Annotated in this window: 15 protein-coding genes and 4 pseudogenes; 11 read left to right on the forward strand and 8 right to left on the reverse strand. The window is 54.3% G+C overall.

The window, feature by feature from the left end; genetic code table 11:
- Position 1: 1 nt before the first annotated feature.
- The 5 genes and pseudogenes from QE435_RS05265 to QE435_RS05285 form a co-directional block, all read right to left on the reverse strand.
- Complete coding sequence (locus QE435_RS05265; RefSeq protein ID WP_349040511.1) at positions 2 to 787, reverse strand: amino acid ABC transporter ATP-binding protein; 786 nt, start codon at positions 785 to 787, stop codon at positions 2 to 4.
- Between the two features lie 12 nt (positions 788 to 799).
- A complete protein-coding gene (locus QE435_RS05270) occupies positions 800 to 1,582 on the reverse strand; it encodes an amino acid ABC transporter permease (protein WP_349041137.1) in 783 nt (260 codons plus the stop codon).
- Between the two features lie 9 nt (positions 1,583 to 1,591).
- Positions 1,592 to 2,326, reverse strand: a pseudogene (locus QE435_RS05275) (amino acid ABC transporter permease); the annotation flags it as partial.
- Between the two features lie 23 nt (positions 2,327 to 2,349).
- Positions 2,350 to 3,186, reverse strand: a complete 837-nt coding sequence (locus tag QE435_RS05280; protein ID WP_306929272.1) for a transporter substrate-binding domain-containing protein — start codon at positions 3,184 to 3,186, stop codon at positions 2,350 to 2,352.
- 143 nt (positions 3,187 to 3,329) lie between these two features.
- Positions 3,330 to 3,800, reverse strand: a complete 471-nt coding sequence (locus tag QE435_RS05285) for a heme-degrading domain-containing protein (protein WP_349040512.1) — start codon at positions 3,798 to 3,800, stop codon at positions 3,330 to 3,332.
- Between the two features lie 307 nt (positions 3,801 to 4,107).
- Between QE435_RS05285 and QE435_RS05290 the strand changes: the two genes are divergently transcribed.
- Positions 4,108 to 4,362 (forward strand): hypothetical protein, encoded by a 255-nt coding sequence (locus QE435_RS05290; protein WP_349040513.1) that lies wholly within the window; start codon positions 4,108 to 4,110, stop codon positions 4,360 to 4,362.
- 203 nt (positions 4,363 to 4,565) lie between these two features.
- Here QE435_RS05290 and QE435_RS05295 read toward each other — a convergent pair whose 3' ends face one another.
- Both QE435_RS05295 and QE435_RS05300 read right to left on the reverse strand, forming a co-directional pair.
- A complete protein-coding gene (locus tag QE435_RS05295; protein ID WP_309769868.1) occupies positions 4,566 to 4,862 on the reverse strand; it encodes a PRC-barrel domain-containing protein in 297 nt (98 codons plus the stop codon).
- Between the two features lie 202 nt (positions 4,863 to 5,064).
- Positions 5,065 to 5,763: a FadR/GntR family transcriptional regulator gene (locus tag QE435_RS05300; protein ID WP_306929279.1), complete on the reverse strand. Its 699-nt coding sequence runs from the start codon at positions 5,761 to 5,763 to the stop codon at positions 5,065 to 5,067.
- A 157-nt stretch (positions 5,764 to 5,920) separates the two neighbouring features.
- Between QE435_RS05300 and QE435_RS05305 the strand changes: the two genes are divergently transcribed.
- From QE435_RS05305 to QE435_RS05330, 6 genes and pseudogenes are all read left to right on the forward strand, one after another.
- Complete coding sequence (locus QE435_RS05305; protein ID WP_306930219.1) at positions 5,921 to 6,709, forward strand: basic amino acid ABC transporter substrate-binding protein; 789 nt, start codon at positions 5,921 to 5,923, stop codon at positions 6,707 to 6,709.
- A gap of 57 nt (positions 6,710 to 6,766) precedes the next feature.
- Positions 6,767 to 7,441 carry an amino acid ABC transporter permease gene (locus QE435_RS05310; protein ID WP_349040514.1) on the forward strand — a complete coding sequence of 225 codons (675 nt, stop codon included), beginning with the start codon at positions 6,767 to 6,769 and terminating at the stop codon, positions 7,439 to 7,441.
- Positions 7,438 to 8,187: an amino acid ABC transporter ATP-binding protein gene (locus QE435_RS05315; RefSeq protein ID WP_349040515.1), complete on the forward strand. Its 750-nt coding sequence runs from the start codon at positions 7,438 to 7,440 to the stop codon at positions 8,185 to 8,187. Before QE435_RS05310 ends, QE435_RS05315 begins: the two co-directional genes overlap by 4 nt.
- Positions 8,188 to 8,210: 23 nt before the next feature.
- The gene (locus tag QE435_RS05320) at positions 8,211 to 9,476 is read left to right on the forward strand and encodes a cysteine desulfurase-like protein (RefSeq protein ID WP_349040516.1); all 1,266 of its coding nucleotides are present in this window, start codon (positions 8,211 to 8,213) and stop codon (positions 9,474 to 9,476) included.
- Positions 9,477 to 9,524: 48 nt separating this feature from the next.
- Positions 9,525 to 9,851 (forward strand): hypothetical protein, encoded by a 327-nt coding sequence (locus QE435_RS05325; protein ID WP_349040517.1) that lies wholly within the window; start codon positions 9,525 to 9,527, stop codon positions 9,849 to 9,851.
- Positions 9,852 to 9,963: 112 nt separating this feature from the next.
- Positions 9,964 to 10,244, forward strand: a pseudogene (locus tag QE435_RS05330) (integrase core domain-containing protein); the annotation flags it as partial.
- On the opposite strand, the pseudogene QE435_RS05335 reads toward QE435_RS05330, so the two are convergent.
- Positions 10,207 to 10,902, reverse strand: a pseudogene (locus tag QE435_RS05335) (IS5 family transposase). The pseudogenes QE435_RS05330 and QE435_RS05335 overlap by 38 nt on opposite strands.
- 1,197 nt (positions 10,903 to 12,099) lie before the next feature.
- Here QE435_RS05335 and QE435_RS05340 point away from each other — a divergent pair.
- From QE435_RS05340 to tnpB, 4 genes and pseudogenes are all read left to right on the forward strand, one after another.
- Positions 12,100 to 13,059: an HD-GYP domain-containing protein gene (locus QE435_RS05340; protein WP_309769871.1), complete on the forward strand. Its 960-nt coding sequence runs from the start codon at positions 12,100 to 12,102 to the stop codon at positions 13,057 to 13,059.
- A 49-nt stretch (positions 13,060 to 13,108) separates the two neighbouring features.
- Positions 13,109 to 14,158, forward strand: a complete 1,050-nt coding sequence (locus tag QE435_RS05345) for a GGDEF domain-containing protein (RefSeq protein ID WP_349040518.1) — start codon at positions 13,109 to 13,111, stop codon at positions 14,156 to 14,158.
- A gap of 518 nt (positions 14,159 to 14,676) precedes the next feature.
- A complete protein-coding gene (locus QE435_RS05350) occupies positions 14,677 to 14,931 on the forward strand; it encodes a hypothetical protein (protein WP_349040519.1) in 255 nt (84 codons plus the stop codon).
- A pseudogene (gene tnpB / locus QE435_RS05355) lies at positions 14,928 to 15,280 on the forward strand (IS66 family insertion sequence element accessory protein TnpB). The gene QE435_RS05350 and the pseudogene tnpB overlap by 4 nt, the downstream one beginning before the upstream one ends.
- Positions 15,281 to 15,311 lie beyond the last annotated feature (31 nt).

Here is a 15,311-nt window from a genome sequence, read left to right on the forward strand (position 1 = left end):
GTTAGATGCCCTCGCCATCGCGTACGGAGCGTCCGCCGGAAAGGCCTCCGACAAATTGACGGATGCGCGGATTTTGCGACTCGTGGAAAATGTGCTTTGGCGAACCCTGCTCCACCACCCGGCCGTTTTCCGTGAAGATGACAGTATCGCTGATCTCTTCGGCAAAACGCATCTCATGCGTGACGAGAATGCTGGTCATGCCATCGCGGATCAGGTCGCGGATGACCCATAAAACTTCGCCGACCGTTTCAGGATCGAGCGCCGATGTCACCTCATCGAAGAGCACCAGCTCCGGCTTCATCGCCAGGGCTCTGGCAATCGCCACACGCTGCTGCTGGCCGCCCGACAACTGGCCTGGATAGGCATCGGCCTTTTCCGAAAGCCGCACCTTTTCCAGCAACTCGCGGGCAAGCTTGACGGTCGCTGCGCGGTCCGCGCCTAAAATGCGGGTCGGTGCCAGCACGATGTTGTCGAGCACGGTCAGATGCGGGAAGAGATTGTACTGCTGGAAAACAATGCCGACGCGCTTGCGAAGCGCGATGCGTTCGCTTTCCTTGGTCAGCTCATCCACCCGCGTGCCAGCGACGGTGATGCGGCCCTTCTGCGGCGTGACAAGCGCATTGATGCAGCGGAGCAGGGTGGATTTTCCCGAGCCCGAGGGGCCTATGATCGAGACGGCATCGCCCTTGTTGATGGTGAGATCGATGCCTTTCAGAACCTCGGTCTGTCCGAATGCGAGATGAACGTCTTCCAGTTTCACGATCGCGGTGTCGGTGGATGTGGTCATGATCAAAATCCTTCAACCCGCATTGAAACGCTGCTCGAGGCGGCGTGTCAGTCGGGAGAGCGGGTAGCAAAGCGTGAAAAAGGCGGCCATGACCACGACATAGGCGATGACGGTGAAGTCCAGCCGGCGCACCGCGGTGCTGGCATCGGTTGCGGCGTGCATGAGTTCGTGAACACCGACGAGCGACGCAAGAGAGGTTCCCATGGCAATCGAAGAGGCAACATTCATCCAGGGCGGCAGAGACCGTCTGATGCATTGTGGCAGGATGACGAAGCGGAGCGCCTGTAACCTTGAGAAGCCGAGCCCCTTTGTTGCCTCCCACTGCGTTGTCGGAATGGAAAGCACTGCCCCGCGCGTAATCTCGGCAATGTAGGCGCTAGCCAGGATGCCGAGGCCAATGACGGCCTTGATCCAATCTGGAAAGGGCAGGTAGTGGCCGAAGGCGACGATCTCGAAGGGAAAGATGTAGGTGGTAGCGAAGATCAGCACGAGTGCCGGCGCATTGCGGAAAATCTGCACATAGATCGCCGCTGGCCAGCGGACGAGCCAGAGCGGCGCCAGCTGCATGAGGCCGAGAAGGACACCGGCCACCGTCCCAAGGGTGATGGCGGAGAGGGTGATGACGATGTTCATCCAGAAGCCGGACGCGAGATAGGGGATCCATTTTACCAGTTCGGCGCCAAGCGTCGGGTCGATGAGCGACCAGATGACAACCAGAAGAGGCATGGCAACGAAGCCAACATTGCGCAGGATGGCGCTGCCGGACTTTGCGGATCGCGAGGGGATTGCGTTCATAGCCCATATCCCAGGAACTGCCAGCTTGCGCTCCACCCATGTGCCGAGGCGGGCAATGAGGAAATTGATCAGGCTGAAGAATGCGAGCAGCACGATCATCAATTCGACCACATTGTCGCGCTGCGTCCAGACCATAATGGAGGCGTAGGTGATTTCGCTGACCGCGATCGCGTTGCCGACAGTCGTCGATTTGACGAGGCTGATCAGGCCATTGACGATCGCCGGCAGTGAGGAGCGGAGCGCGAGCGGGATCTGGACATAGCGGAGAATTTCGAACTGGCTGAAACCCATGCCACGCGCAGCTTCGATCATCGATGCAGGAACCGCCTCTATACCGCCGCGGATTGCCTCCGTATGCAGGGCGGCGACATGCAACCCCACCACGGCAACGACCCAGAAAAACGGCGACAGCGGATTGTTTACCGCACCCCCGACCATGTTGGACACGATGATGTTCAGCACAAGGAAGCTGAACATCAATTGCACCAGCGTCGGCGTGTTGCGCGTAAGCTCGACAAAGGCGCGAACAGGCGTGGATAGCCAAGGCCTGCCCGAGGTGAGGCAGGCCGCAAAGATTACACCGAAGAACAGGCTGACTGGAATGGTGATGGCGACGAGATAGAGAGTCGTCAAAAAGCCGTCGCGCCATATCTGCGCTTCATAGCCGGTCAGCAGAAACTCATAATTGAGGCCCAGCCTGCCCGTCAGATCGACGAACAGCCTGGTCAGGTTCATGTCTTGCATGGAGCGCTACCGCTGGCCTCCGCTTACTGCGCGGCAGAAAGCTTTGTCTTTTCTTCCTCTAGATACTTGGTGTTCAGCAGGCGGTTTGCCTTGGCCATCTCCAGCAATTTGCCGGATGCGTGAAGCTTCTTGACGCTGTTGTCGAGTGCCGTCTGCGTGTCGCTTTCACCCTTGCGCAGCCAGATCACGGAGTCGGAGGGGATGAGTTCGGTGGGGAAGGGGATGGCGTAATCTTTCCATTCATCGGCGCGATCCACAAGCAGCAGGCCGACGGTTGCGCCCACATGCACAGCTGCAACGCAATTGCCGCCCTGGAGTGCGAGCAGTGATTCCGGCTGGCTTGGCAGGCCCTTGACGATGGCGCCATATTGTTCCGCCAGTGGCTGCGCATAGTTGGAGCCTTGCGAAATGCAGACCGGCTTGCCCTTCAAATCGGCCCAATCCTTCAGTCCGCTATCCTTGCGAACCACAGCCGCGCCGCCGGCGCGATCGTAAGGCGTTGGCACATAATCGAGGATCTTCGCGCGCTCTTCCGTGTACTGCATATTGGCGATCAGAATATCGACCTTGCCTTGCTGCAGGAACTGTACGCGGTTGGGCGGGGTCACGGTGACGGTTTCAAGTTCGACGCCGAGATCTGCTGCCAAGGCCTTGGCAAGATCGACATTGTAGCCCTTCTGCTCCTGAGAGGCGGGATCGATGTAGCCAAATGGGGCGCCGGACAGAATGACGCCGACCGTTAGTTTACCACGGCCCTTGATGCGGTCGAGCGTGGCATCCGCAGAAGCCTGGGTCGCCGCTAGCGTTGCGAGCGAGATGGAAAGAGCAAAAACAGCTTTAGTAAAGGCTTTGGCGAACATGGGAGGCTCCTATTTCGCCGGCAACATAGGCGAACCGCCAGTATCCCACGAGGAACGGCTTTCCTCAATGCAGCAAGAATGCAGAAAAATCTTCTCTTCGATCGGCTTATTGCGAAACGATGGCCGCAGTTGTGGGGCCAGCGTCAGACACTCAAGAATTCGCGAAGGCTCTCCACGATCATGGCATGATCCTCAATATCCGGAAGTCCACTCACCGCGACAGATCCGACCAGGGTGCCACCTTTCAGGATCAGAGGAAAACCGCCGCCGCTTGCAACATAGTCGGTTACGGGTAAACCGAACTTTGCGTTGAAATCATAGCCTTTGGCTTCAGCCTCGAGCCGCATGCGAAGCGAACTGCGGTGGAAGCGGTGTACGACGGCGCATTTGCGCCTGGCCCAACCGAAATTATCGATGGTCGCGCCGGGCAGAAGCGTTGCAAACACCACATCGTTTCCGTGTCTGACCTCGATCGCCACAGGGTGATTGCCCTCTGCAGCCTTCTGCCGGATCAAGCTTCCGAGTGTCCAGGCAAAGGCATAATGAAATGTTGGAATCTGGAGAGCTGCTTCTTCAGCTTTCACGCTTTCGATCGTCGGTCTGGCATTCTGCATCGTGACATCTCCGGGTCAAAGCTTGAGCTCAAGATCTTTGATCTGAATATGAGGAGACAGGATGTTGGACAAGCGTTTTCAAACAATGGTGCCTTGGAGACGTCATCCTGACAATTGCTGGCATCAAAAGGCAAGACGGAGCACATATATTTTCAGTTGCTCCATGCCATAAAAAGCGCACGGCCTGGGATTATGGCTACAGCAATCAACGTGATTCTCTCAATATCATGAGCTGCCGCAAATACTTATGGGAACCAAATAATTTATGCGGAAGTTATCACATATATAATGACTGGTTGGTGCCGCCGTGAACACACATGCTTCATCCTATTCGACCGTTCCCCTCTCGTCAGATGACCTGGAAGAGGTCAACCGCTTCCTGAACGCCTGGTGCGAGGAAAACGGTGTCGACAAGAGCGATGGCAGAGCGCAGGAAGTCGCCTCCGCACTCATCGATTGGTATGCCACGAGCCCGAGCTATCGGCAGAAATCGAGACTCGAACATGCGCCGCATCTGCCTGAATCCGACAAGATTTCTGCTCTGCTCGATCAGTTGAAGTGAGACGGCGGCGCGGTTTGGAGGCGTTAACGCTCAGTGCGCTTCAGGACTCGTTCAAGGCCAGTCTACGATGTCCTCATCGACACGTTCTGTAATCAGAAACACTGCAACGCCGCTTTTCCCTCCAGCACGCACCTGACCAGGCGACTATACGCAATCAAAAGCCAGAGGCAGTTCCTGCGAACGACCTCTGGCTCTCGAAGATATCAGTCGCGATGCTCGGGCATCTCCTTGAGCTGATCCTTCGTCCAGGAGGTTATTGCGTGTACGTCACCATCCTCATCGCGCATGAAGTCCAGGTCGGAAATCGAAACTGCGACCGGTTTCGCGCCAATGCCGAGAAAGCCGCCAACATCGATGATGACGCTGCTGTTTGTGCCGATACCATGGACGTGATCAACCTTCCCGACCTTGTGATCGTCTGCTCCGTAGACCGTGGCTCCTGCGAGCACCGAAGGTCTCAGTTCATCAACGGTGAGGCGGATGTGATTGCTGTGATCCATGATCTTTCTCCTGTTGTTGGGATCAGGATAACTCATGGATTCCGCTCCTGTTCCGAGCGAAATTCATATGCTCGGAATATCGGGAATGGATGTGTCGCGTTGGGTTTGGGCTTCAGGGGCGCTGTGGCTTTTCTAAATCGCGGCACTTGCTATCGCGATGTGCCAACTCTTATGCGCGTTGCCGACACCTACGGTAAACCATCTAAGGATCGAGACCAGCGCATCGGGCTGTATTGCGGATGTGCGTTTCCATTTCTGCCTTCGCCAGGTTTCCATCGTTGAGACGTAGCGCCTCGATGACACGGCGGTGCTCGGCGATTGAGTTTCTCATTCTCGCTGGATCCGTGATGGGAATGGGTTGACGTTGGGTCTCGGTAATCAGTTCACGGACAGTTTGGTACAGCGCCTGCATCATCACATTCGAGCAGGCGGATACGATGGTCGCGTGAAACTGCAGGTCGGCTTCCACATTGGAGATGACATCCTGTTTCTCCCAAGACCGCTCCATCGTCTCGGTTGCCTGCTCCATTTCATCCAGTTGGCGCTGCGTTAAGCGACCAGCAGCCAGTTTCGCGATTTCGCCCTCAAGAAGTGCGCGTGTCTGGAAGACATCGAAGGCGGAATAGCTTTGGGAGTAGCGCCACGGCGCCATGTTGGCGGCAGGTCCAGCGGCGCGCTCTGCTGGCGCGGTGACGAAGGTGCCGCGTCCTGCCTCTGTCTTGACCATGCCGAGCGTTTCAAGGGTCAGCAAGGCTTCACGAAGGGACGCCCGACTGACGCCGAATTGTTCTGACAGTTCTCGCTGTGACTGAATTTTCTCGCCGGGTTTCAGCACACCGGTCTGGATCATGTTCTGGATTTCGCGCGCCACTGTTTGTGGCAAAAGCGTTTTGTTTAGCATTCTGCGCGCGTCCCTCTCTTCATCACTCAACATCTATTTTCAACATCACAGCTTGCCAAGACGGAAAGTCCGTGCTTGTGTGGTCTAACTGGTCGGACCAGTTAGACCACAATGTGTGATCGTGTATCAAATAACAAGGGGAACACTGATGAAACGCATGACAGCGAGATTTTTAACCGCGTCATTGGCCGCGGGTATCGCTCTTATGAGCATGCAGGCAGCGCGCGCCGCCGATTTGACGGTGGGCGCAAATATCGGCAACGTGCCCTGGGAATTCCAGGATGCTTCTGGCAAAGTGGTTGGATTCGAAGTCGACCTTGTCAACGAGGTTGCGAAGCGACTCGGCAAGTCGGTCGAGTTTGTGAACACCCCATTCAATGGACTGTTTTCAGCGGTTCAATCGGGCCGCATCAATATGGCGATCTCTTCGATCACGATTACCCCGAAGCGCCTTGAATCGGTATCCTTCGCTCAGCCTTATTACGATAGTGACCAGTCCCTCACTGTCACGGCAAAGTCTGGCATCACCGGCTTGAAAGACATGGCCGACAAGGTTGTCGGCGTTGATACCGGCTCGACTGGCGATATGTGGGCAGAGAAGAACAAAGCCGAATACAAATTCTCCGACATCCGGCGGTTCGAGGGATTGTCTCCCGCCATGCTCGATCTCGTCGCGGGCCGCATCGATGGCTACATCAGCGATATTCCCGCCCTCCTGTATTATGTCAAGGACAAGCCGGAACTGAAGGTGGTGGCCCGTATACCGACAGGTGAGAAGTACTCCATCATGTTCAACAAGGGCGATCCGCTCGCAGAGCAGGTGAATGGCGTCATCACCGAAATGAAGAAGGACGGTTCCCTAGCCAAGCTGCACCAGACCTGGTTCGGTGCGCCTGCGGAAGAGAAAACATCGACCGTGACGGTCATGGACATGCCAAAACTTTGATAGCGCCGCAGGCGCCAGCGGGTCTTCGATCCGCTGGCCTAAAGGAGCCTTTTCGGCATGAATCTCATCAATACCTTCTTCAATTACGATGTCCTGGTTCAGAGCCTTCCGCAACTGATGTGGGGACTTGTAGTCACTCTTCAGATTGGCATTGTCAGCATCGTCGCGGGTCTCGTAGGCGGCCTCGTCCTTGCTGTGGCAAGGCTTTACGCGCCACGGTCGATCGTGCTGCTCATCCGTGTCTATGTGGATGTCTTCCGATCCATTCCGTTGCTCGTTCTTCTCATCGTCATCTACTACGCTCTGCCATTCGTGGGGATAAGGCTGTCGCCGTTCTTGTCGGCAGTCACAGCGCTCTCGCTCGTTTCCGCGGCTTACACGGCGGAGATCTTTCGCGCAGGCATCGAGGCCATACCCGTTGGCCAATTCGAGGCCTCGGCGGCTTTGGGACTATCGAACCGGCATACAATGGCGGACATTATTCTCCCTCAAGCGATCCGGATCGTCATCCCGCCGCTGACCAATAATTCGATCAATGTCCTGAAGGATACCGCCTTGGCTTCAGTGGTCGCCATGCCGGATCTATTGAAACAGGCGACACAGGCGCAGGCTCTGAGTGCCAATCCAACGCCTTTGATTGGCGCGGCGGTCATTTACGTCCTGTTGCTCTGGCCCATGGTTGCCGTTGTTTCCCGTCTCGAAGTGCGGTTTGGTGCAGGGAGACGCAGATGACAGACCGATCCAAGAATTTGATCCGCGTTGAAAAGCTGTTCAAGGCTTATGGCACCTATACCGTGCTACACGGCATCGATCTCGACGTCGCCGAAGGTGAGGTCGTTTGTATTATCGGCCCCTCCGGGTCCGGAAAGTCGACCTTGATCCGGTGCATCAATCATCTGGAGCCTTTCTCGCCTGACAGCTTCATCACCGTTGATGGGATCAAAGTTCGTCCCGGCAAGGACCTTGCGAAAGTTCGTGCTGAAGTCGGAATGGTGTTCCAGTCCTTCAATCTGTTCCCGCATATGACTGTGCTCAGAAACGTCATGCTGGCGCCGATGCGTGTGCGCGGGCTCAGCGAAGCGGACGCTGCTGTGAAGGCAAAAGACCTCTTGGCCCGTGTTGGGATTTCCGAACAGGCGGAGAAGTATCCGGGACAGCTATCCGGCGGGCAGCAGCAACGTGTGGCCATCGCGCGTGCTCTCGCCATGGAGCCGAAGGTTCTCCTGTTCGATGAGCCGACATCGGCTCTCGATCCGGAAATGGTGGGGGAGGTCTTGGACGTCATGCGGCGTCTGGCCGGGACCGGTGTCACGATGATCGTCGTGACGCACGAGATGGGCTTTGCCAAGCAGGTGGCCGACCGCGTCATCTTCATGGATGGCGGGAAGCTGGTCGAGATGGGTACCCCCCAGCAGATATTCGACAATCCCCAAGAAGAAAGAACGCGCAGTTTCCTGCGCGCCGTACTCAATCATTGAACTATGTCTGTGGAGGACACACGATGAACGGTAAACCATCGCTCGATATGGAATTCGTGCGCAAGCAATTTCCCGGTTTGGCAAGAGGCTGGACCTTTTTCGACAATGCCGGCGGCTCGCAGATCCTGCAGGGAGCAATCGATCGCATCAACAGCTTCCTGATCGAGCGCAACGTCCAGATCGGTGGTTCCTATGAGGTATCGCAGAAGGCTGCGGAAGCATTGTATGAGGCGCGTACCGCAGCTATGCACCTCGTCAACGCGAAGAGGCCCGAAGAAATCATCTTTGGAAATTCGACGACGGCGCTTTTGCAAAATCTGGCGCGCGCCATGCAAAGCCAGCTTAGTCCCGGCGACGAAATCATCGTAACCGTGAGCGACCATGAATCGAATATCGGGCCTTGGGATCGCTTGAAATCGGCCGGTATCATAATCAAGTTCTGGCCGCTCAACAAGGAGACTTTGACCCTTGATCTGGCAGATCTTCAACCCCTGATGTCGGAGCGCACCAGACTTGTCTGTGTAACGCATGTCTCGAACATTCTTGGGTCGATCAACCCGGTGCGCGAGATCGCCGACTTCGTTCATGCGCGCGGTGCCCGGCTATGTGTGGATGCCGTGGCGTACGCACCCCACCGTCTCGTTGACGTGCAGGAATTTGATGCGGATTACTACGTCTTCAGTCTCTACAAGACGTACGGTCCTCATTACGCGCTCATGTATGGGAAATATGATTATCTCCTCGAGCTCGATACGCTGTACCACTACTTCTACGGCAAGGACAAAGTTCCGGGGAAGCTTGAACCCGGCAACCCCAATTACGAGCTTGCCTTCTCCACCTGTGGCATCGTTGACTATCTCACGAAGCTTGGGGAACAGGCGGGCGACACAGGCAGCGTTCGCAGTCGTATCACGACAGCGTTCAGGGCAATCACTGCGCAGGAAGATGCACTGACCGAGAGGCTGTTGTCCTATCTGCGCTCACGAAATGACTGCCAAATCGTCGGGCAGAGTCATAATGGAGACAGTTCCCGCGTTCCTACGATTGCCTTCCGCTTCGATGGCCGGGACGCAGCCGAGATATGCAGGGCGATGGATGAGCACAAGATCGCGATGCGTTTCGGCGACTTTCACTCGCGTCGGTTGGCCGAGTATCTCGGGCTCACCTACCATGGTGGCATGCTCAGAGTTTCTATGGTGCACTACAATACTTTAGAAGAAGTCGATCGCTTCACGCAGGCTCTTGACCAAATTCTTTCTGGCGAAACAGGTTTTGCAAAAGCGAGTTGAGAAAAGGAAGGCCTTGATGCGCGTCGAACAATCATCTGCAATGGAACAGTGGACACCGCTGGTGATACCTTTGTCTGTGACATCGGTATCCTCGACGGAAAGATCGCTACCCTTTCAAGCGGACTTGATGATGCAGTGGAGATCATCGACGCCACGGACCTTTTCGTGTCGCCGGGAGGGATAGAAAGCCACGTCCACCTCGATCAGCCGTCGGGCGAAGGCGTTGTCATTGGGGGACGACTAAGAAGCGCAGGTTGTAACGAAGCGCTCCGAATGGAGGTGTCTCCTTCGTCGCCGTTCTCCGAGCATCACCGCATAAGCGCCTGCGTCGATGATACGGATCTGATTGCATCGAAGGCGCGAGTGCAATCCTGACGTACGACGTAAGGCATCGTCCTCGGTTGACCCAGAAAATACAAAGATCATGTACTGTGACAACGTGCCATTTCGCTGTCATTCATTTGAACTGGCCTTTGCTGATCTCGACATCGAGCACCGCCTGACTAAACCTCGCCACCCGTGGACGAATGGTCAGGCCGAGTGGATGAACCGCACCATCAGGGATGCGAAGGTAAAACACTTCCACTACGACGACCAGAATCAACTTCGCAGGCACTTGAGCGAGTTTGTCGATGTCTACAATTTCGGCCGCCGGCTGAAGACACTTAGAGGCCTTACATCTTACGAATAAATCTAAAAAGTCTGGACTTCGGAGCCGGAAGGTTCAGCCTCAATCCGCTCCATCAATGCCCGGGACTAAACAGGTAGACGCGCCTGGCGAATAAGATCGCCTCTTCGGCGACCAGACCATCGATCGAGACGACACCTTGATGAACTCCGGATGTGCTTGACGTGGAATGACGGCGGTGATCTTTCGTTTTACCAATGCGTCTCGAAAGCAGTCGGCGTCATAGCCTTTGTCGGCCAGCGGGGTCTTGGCCTTAGAAAAGTCGCCGATCATCTTCGCAGCCCCCTCATAGTCGCTCATCTGCCCTTCGCTTAGAAGCAGGATGAGCGGTCGGCCGTGGCCATCGCAGACAGCATGCAGCTTGGAGTTCAGGCCGCCTTTGGTGCGTCCGATACGTCTGGGAACATCACTTTTTTAGCAGATTGACTGCTGTGCAATGGGCTCTCAAATGGGTAGCGTCGATCATCAAATGGGTCAGGGTTGCCCCGTTTGGCGGTCAACTCGGCCAAAATCCGGGTTGAATACGCCGAGTCTGCTCCAGCGGATGAAACGATTATAGATCGTCTTGTAAGGGCCGTATTCCCTCGGCGTGTCCTGCCATCGCAATCCATTGCACATGACAAAGATGATGCCACTCAGGATTAGCTAGTCGTCAACGCGAGGCACAGCGTGTGACAGCGGAAAGTGTGGCTCGATCCGACGCATTTGCGCCTCAGACAATAACAGCAAATCACTCATCGCGGCGCCTCCCTTCGACCCAAATGAATCAAACGCATGAAACCAAAGACAAGCCATTTAATAGGTCCTGAGCCTAGATCGTACTCCTCCGTTTCGAATATTAATACATTAGTATTATTTCTATACCATAAATGTATAGCGGTCGAATGCATCGCCGCCAGCACATCTAACTTCGCCGAGCCTAGAAAATATTCTAGGTTCGGCTTTCTGTTAAATTTTTGATCACAGTTACAAGGATGGTATTTTGCTGGATCGGCTCTGTTCCTAACCGCGCGCACGATTGACGGAGAAATCATATCGGAATTCGAACAGCTACTGTGACATACCAAATCTTTACTGGTCTTGACATTGACCTGTGAGGGGATGTTCGTGTTGCGTTTCGTCCGTGTAGATGAGAGCTCCACGGGCATACTGTAAAACGCGTGATTCTGCTTTGCTCATCGCAGCTCCTGACGTTCTTTGATCGCTTGGTGGCAGTTTCTCGCTATTGACGGGACAACGCAGTCAGAATTCCTCTCAACTCGTTGCGCTCAGCCGACGAGAGATTGGCCTGTGAGGCCTCATTGTAGATATTGAGAAGCAAGACAGGACTTTTCGGATCAGCATGAAAGGTTACTTGGCCAAGACGAGATCAGTCGGTTTCGGGGCGGCCCGCATAATCAAATATATAAAATTTCAGTATTCCCATCAACGACAAGGTACTGAATCTCTGGGACGAGTTTTACCTTCCGGTGGCGTTTGCGACGGGTATGCAGACCAAGGGGCATCTAACCTTGGTTGTCAAGCCAAATCCAACCATCTGGTTAAGACGAGACCGCCCAATCTCGACATATTTGAACTTGAGTGCCTAAACCTTTACTATGAAGATCCTTAGCATAGAGCCGTGAGATGCGAGTCAGCCTTGAATTCTCGCCAGTGCTTTTCGAATAAAGGTAACAGACACTCTAATATACTCATCATAACACTCCATTTTTGGAGTCTAATTTCAGATATTTGCAACATATATATTTTAGAATTTTTTATTATACTAACAATAGTAAATAAAGAAATTATTTTATCAATTTTTATTTTACACCAAGATAGTAACTTATAATAAATAATTATGCAGGAAAATTTTCTTGTTATTGTGCACGGCGTAATTCTGCCTTGTCGCACTATAACTTTCTTTTGAGGTGGCTTATACATCGTGGGGAATATATGAAGAAACGTATTCGCATCGGTGAATTACGTGTCGGTATGTACGTCGAGGAGCTCGAAACCAGCAGCCTTGATCACAAATACTACGCACCTTTTCTCATAGATACCATCGATCAGATAAAAGCTGTTATCACCTGCAACGCGATCAGCGCCGTCATTGACGTCACGAAGGGCATTAACCCGGACGCCACCGCTCAGTCGGAAAGCGAAATCCGGCGAAACTTTGAACAGTATCTACTTCGGCATTACTCGTCACAGGAAATTGCACATGCGCGAATCTTGATGAGCAAGACAGTTCCCAAGGTCAAAGACCTACTCACTAATGCTCCCAGGGAAGGAGCGATCAACGTGGAGGCAGCACTCTCGTCGGTCGAAGACATTATGGCTTCGACGACCAAAAACGCAGGCGCGCTCGTTAGTCTGAGCAAGCTGAGAAGAAGAGACGAGGAAACGTTTGTCCATTCGATTTCCGTCAGTGCCCTGCTGATAACCTTTGCTCGAAAACTGTCTATGAATGAAGAGCTAATCCGCCATGTTGGACTCGCGGGGTTACTTCACGACGTGGGGAAAATGGCGATTCCAACCGAGATCCTCCGCAAGCAGGAAAAGCTGACGGAACATGAATATCGTATCGTGCGACTCCATCCGGTTCTCGGTTCTGAACTCCTGAAAAACAAGGCAACTCTGCCTGAAACGGTTCTGGATGTGTGCCTATACCATCACGAGCGATATGATGGCTCTGGATATCCCTCGAGACTGTCAGGCGAGCAAATTCCATTCGTGGCGAGGCTCGCAGCCATATGTGACGTCTATGACGCACTGACATCGCGCCGACCGTACAAGGCGACGTGGTCCCAGGCAAGAGCGGTCGAAACGATGCTGAGCACGCAGGGGCATTTTGATCCGTCACTGTTACGTCAGTTTGTTTCGAAAATGATCTTGAGTGGGGATCTGAATTAACGATGAGTGCGCGGTTAAGGACGCATCATCTGCTCTACATGGAGGCTGTATGAAGAACCGTAAACATATTGGTCACCAAGTCGTTGCCATGATGGACAAGGTGGGAGCTGCGCCTCTCTCTCGTAATTATCATCTGTTTTATTGCTGCATTGCCAATTCTGATCCCGTCATTCGTCGCGCGGTACACTCGTTGGGCCAGTTTCCCAGCCAGGACGAACTCGACAACATAATAGACCAATTCTGCCCGGATGCTCCCGACTCAGCGTCTACAATCCGACATGAGAAAGGCCTTCTGAAGACGATGAACGATTTGACGAGCCAACTCCGCGGTGAGCAGTCAGAATTGCTCACATTCAACAAAGCCTTGGATCGGGTAGTGGAGGCTCTTGTTCACTTTTCGGAACAGGAAAAAATCACATCAGAGATTCTTTTGAAAGTCGTCAGCGCAGTAGGACAGGCCGGCAGGCATCGGGTGGCGTCTGGCACCCGATTCATGAATCGGATCGATGAAAATCGCAATGAGATACAGTCCCTACGCGAAGAGCTGGTCAAAGCTAGAAAACTTGCCAATACAGATGCACTCACCGGGGTCGCGAACCGTCGCAGTTTCGATGAATACCTGGCGACTGCGATCGGCAAGCTATCGGACATTACCTTGATTTTGGTCGACATCGATCACTTCAAACGTGTGAACGATAATCATGGACATGCATTTGGAGATCATGCCTTGAAAGCGGTCGCGGCCGGGATCGGGCGAGCGCTGAGTGACGGCGCTTTCCTGGCGCGTACCGGGGGCGAAGAGTTTGCTATTGTTCTCAAGAAAATGTCGATCGCAGATGCAACGAGTTTGGCAGAACGCGTTCGCCAAGCGATCGAGAAACTCAAGATAAGATCCGGGGGCCACGAGATCAATGTCACGGTTTCGTTAGGCATCGCGGCTGCCGAGACGACCTCAACCACGGGCAAGTTGTACGAATCGGCAGATGCAGCATTGTATCGCTCCAAGAGCACTGGAAGAAACAGGGTCACTTGGTATGAACCATATAACGCAGATGAAAGCTTAGGGCGCTACAAGATGTACGCCGGTGACCTGACCTAACATATGAAGGTAAAGCTGGCATCGCTTAACCGATAGTCGACATCGAGGGTACTTATCAGGTGGATGTCACCACACAATCGATAGTGCGGCTTCACGTAATAATCGCGGTTGCGCGGAGTTGGCGTAACGCACCCTCTTCCTCGATGGCTTTCACCGCTTCGTCTCGCGCCTTTGCGCCGGATCGGAAGTTCTCGTCAAGACATGGCGTATGTTGTCGTGGTCGGTCGCCTTAGCGCCTATGCCGTGTCGATTTCCAGTCCGAGGAAGTCGACGAAGAAGGCATAGACATCAACGACGATTTTTAACCGGTGTTCCACCTCCACGTTGTCTGCGAGTTTCTGATCTGTGATGGACATTCCATGGATCATGAACGGGAGTTTCTCCATGGAGACTACAGTGGAGTTTCTCACCACGGGGAAGACCCGACGTGAGGTTCACCGACATTAATCTGATGAGGTCAAGACTAGGATAGTGTCGGAGAGCTTAAGGCTCGGCGCGACGGTCAATGAAGTTGCGCAGTGGTATGGATTGCGAGCCAACAGCCTTTCCACCTGGCGGACGATGGCGCGGCAGGGCAAGCTGATCCTGCCAGCACCGGAGACGCGGTAGAGTTCGCCGCCGTGGTTGTTGAGCAGCTGTCACCTGAGCCGTCAACGGTCAAGGCAGCCGCGCGCGCAGAAATTATCGTCGGTCCGGTAACGATCCGTCTTGAGGAAGGTCCGTCTGCGGCCCGGATCGCGGCCATCGCTCGGGTGCTGATTGCGGAGACATGATCTTTCCGTCGAACCGCGTCAGGATCATGGTGGCGACCAAACCCGTCGACTTCCGCAAGGGTCATGATGGATTGGCGGCGCTGGTGAAGAACGAACTGCACAAGGACCCGTTCACCGGAACGGTCTTCGTGTTCCGGTCACTCAAGGCGGATCGCTTGAAGCTGATCTATTGGGATGGCTCTGGGATCGTCATGGCTTACAAACGGCTGGAGGAGCACACCTTCACCTGGCCAAGCGTCAAAGATGGCTTGATTACACTGACCCATCCCCAGTCGAAGCCCTGTGTGGGGGCCTCGACTGGCGGCGGGTTCACGCCGTCCAGACGAGAACGCCGGAGACCATCGAATAGCTGCGGCACGATGACTCAGCACGACAGATTC

Origin of the sequence: Agrobacterium sp. SORGH_AS 787 (assembly GCF_030819035.1) — a bacterium.
GTDB lineage: Bacteria > Pseudomonadota > Alphaproteobacteria > Rhizobiales > Rhizobiaceae > Agrobacterium > Agrobacterium larrymoorei_B.

Bases quoted from the DNA above. Each gene is read 5' to 3' on its own strand.
- QE435_RS05265 (WP_349040511.1), bottom strand. From the start codon at position 787: ATGACCACATCCACCGACACCGCGATCGTGAAACTGGAAGACGTTCAT.
- QE435_RS05270 (WP_349041137.1), bottom strand. From the start codon at position 1,582: ATGAACGCAATCCCCTCGCGATCCGCAAAGTCCGGCAGCGCCATCCTG.
- QE435_RS05280 (WP_306929272.1), bottom strand. From the start codon at position 3,186: ATGTTCGCCAAAGCCTTTACTAAAGCTGTTTTTGCTCTTTCCATCTCG.
- QE435_RS05285 (WP_349040512.1), bottom strand. From the start codon at position 3,800: ATGCAGAATGCCAGACCGACGATCGAAAGCGTGAAAGCTGAAGAAGCA.
- QE435_RS05295 (WP_309769868.1), bottom strand. From the start codon at position 4,862: ATGGATCACAGCAATCACATCCGCCTCACCGTTGATGAACTGAGACCT.
- QE435_RS05300 (WP_306929279.1), bottom strand. From the start codon at position 5,763: ATGCTAAACAAAACGCTTTTGCCACAAACAGTGGCGCGCGAAATCCAG.
- QE435_RS05305 (WP_306930219.1), top strand. From the start codon at position 5,921: ATGACAGCGAGATTTTTAACCGCGTCATTGGCCGCGGGTATCGCTCTT.
- QE435_RS05310 (WP_349040514.1), top strand. From the start codon at position 6,767: ATGAATCTCATCAATACCTTCTTCAATTACGATGTCCTGGTTCAGAGC.
- QE435_RS05315 (WP_349040515.1), top strand. From the start codon at position 7,438: ATGACAGACCGATCCAAGAATTTGATCCGCGTTGAAAAGCTGTTCAAG.
- QE435_RS05320 (WP_349040516.1), top strand. From the start codon at position 8,211: ATGAACGGTAAACCATCGCTCGATATGGAATTCGTGCGCAAGCAATTT.
- QE435_RS05340 (WP_309769871.1), top strand. From the start codon at position 12,100: ATGAAGAAACGTATTCGCATCGGTGAATTACGTGTCGGTATGTACGTC.
- QE435_RS05345 (WP_349040518.1), top strand. From the start codon at position 13,109: ATGAAGAACCGTAAACATATTGGTCACCAAGTCGTTGCCATGATGGAC.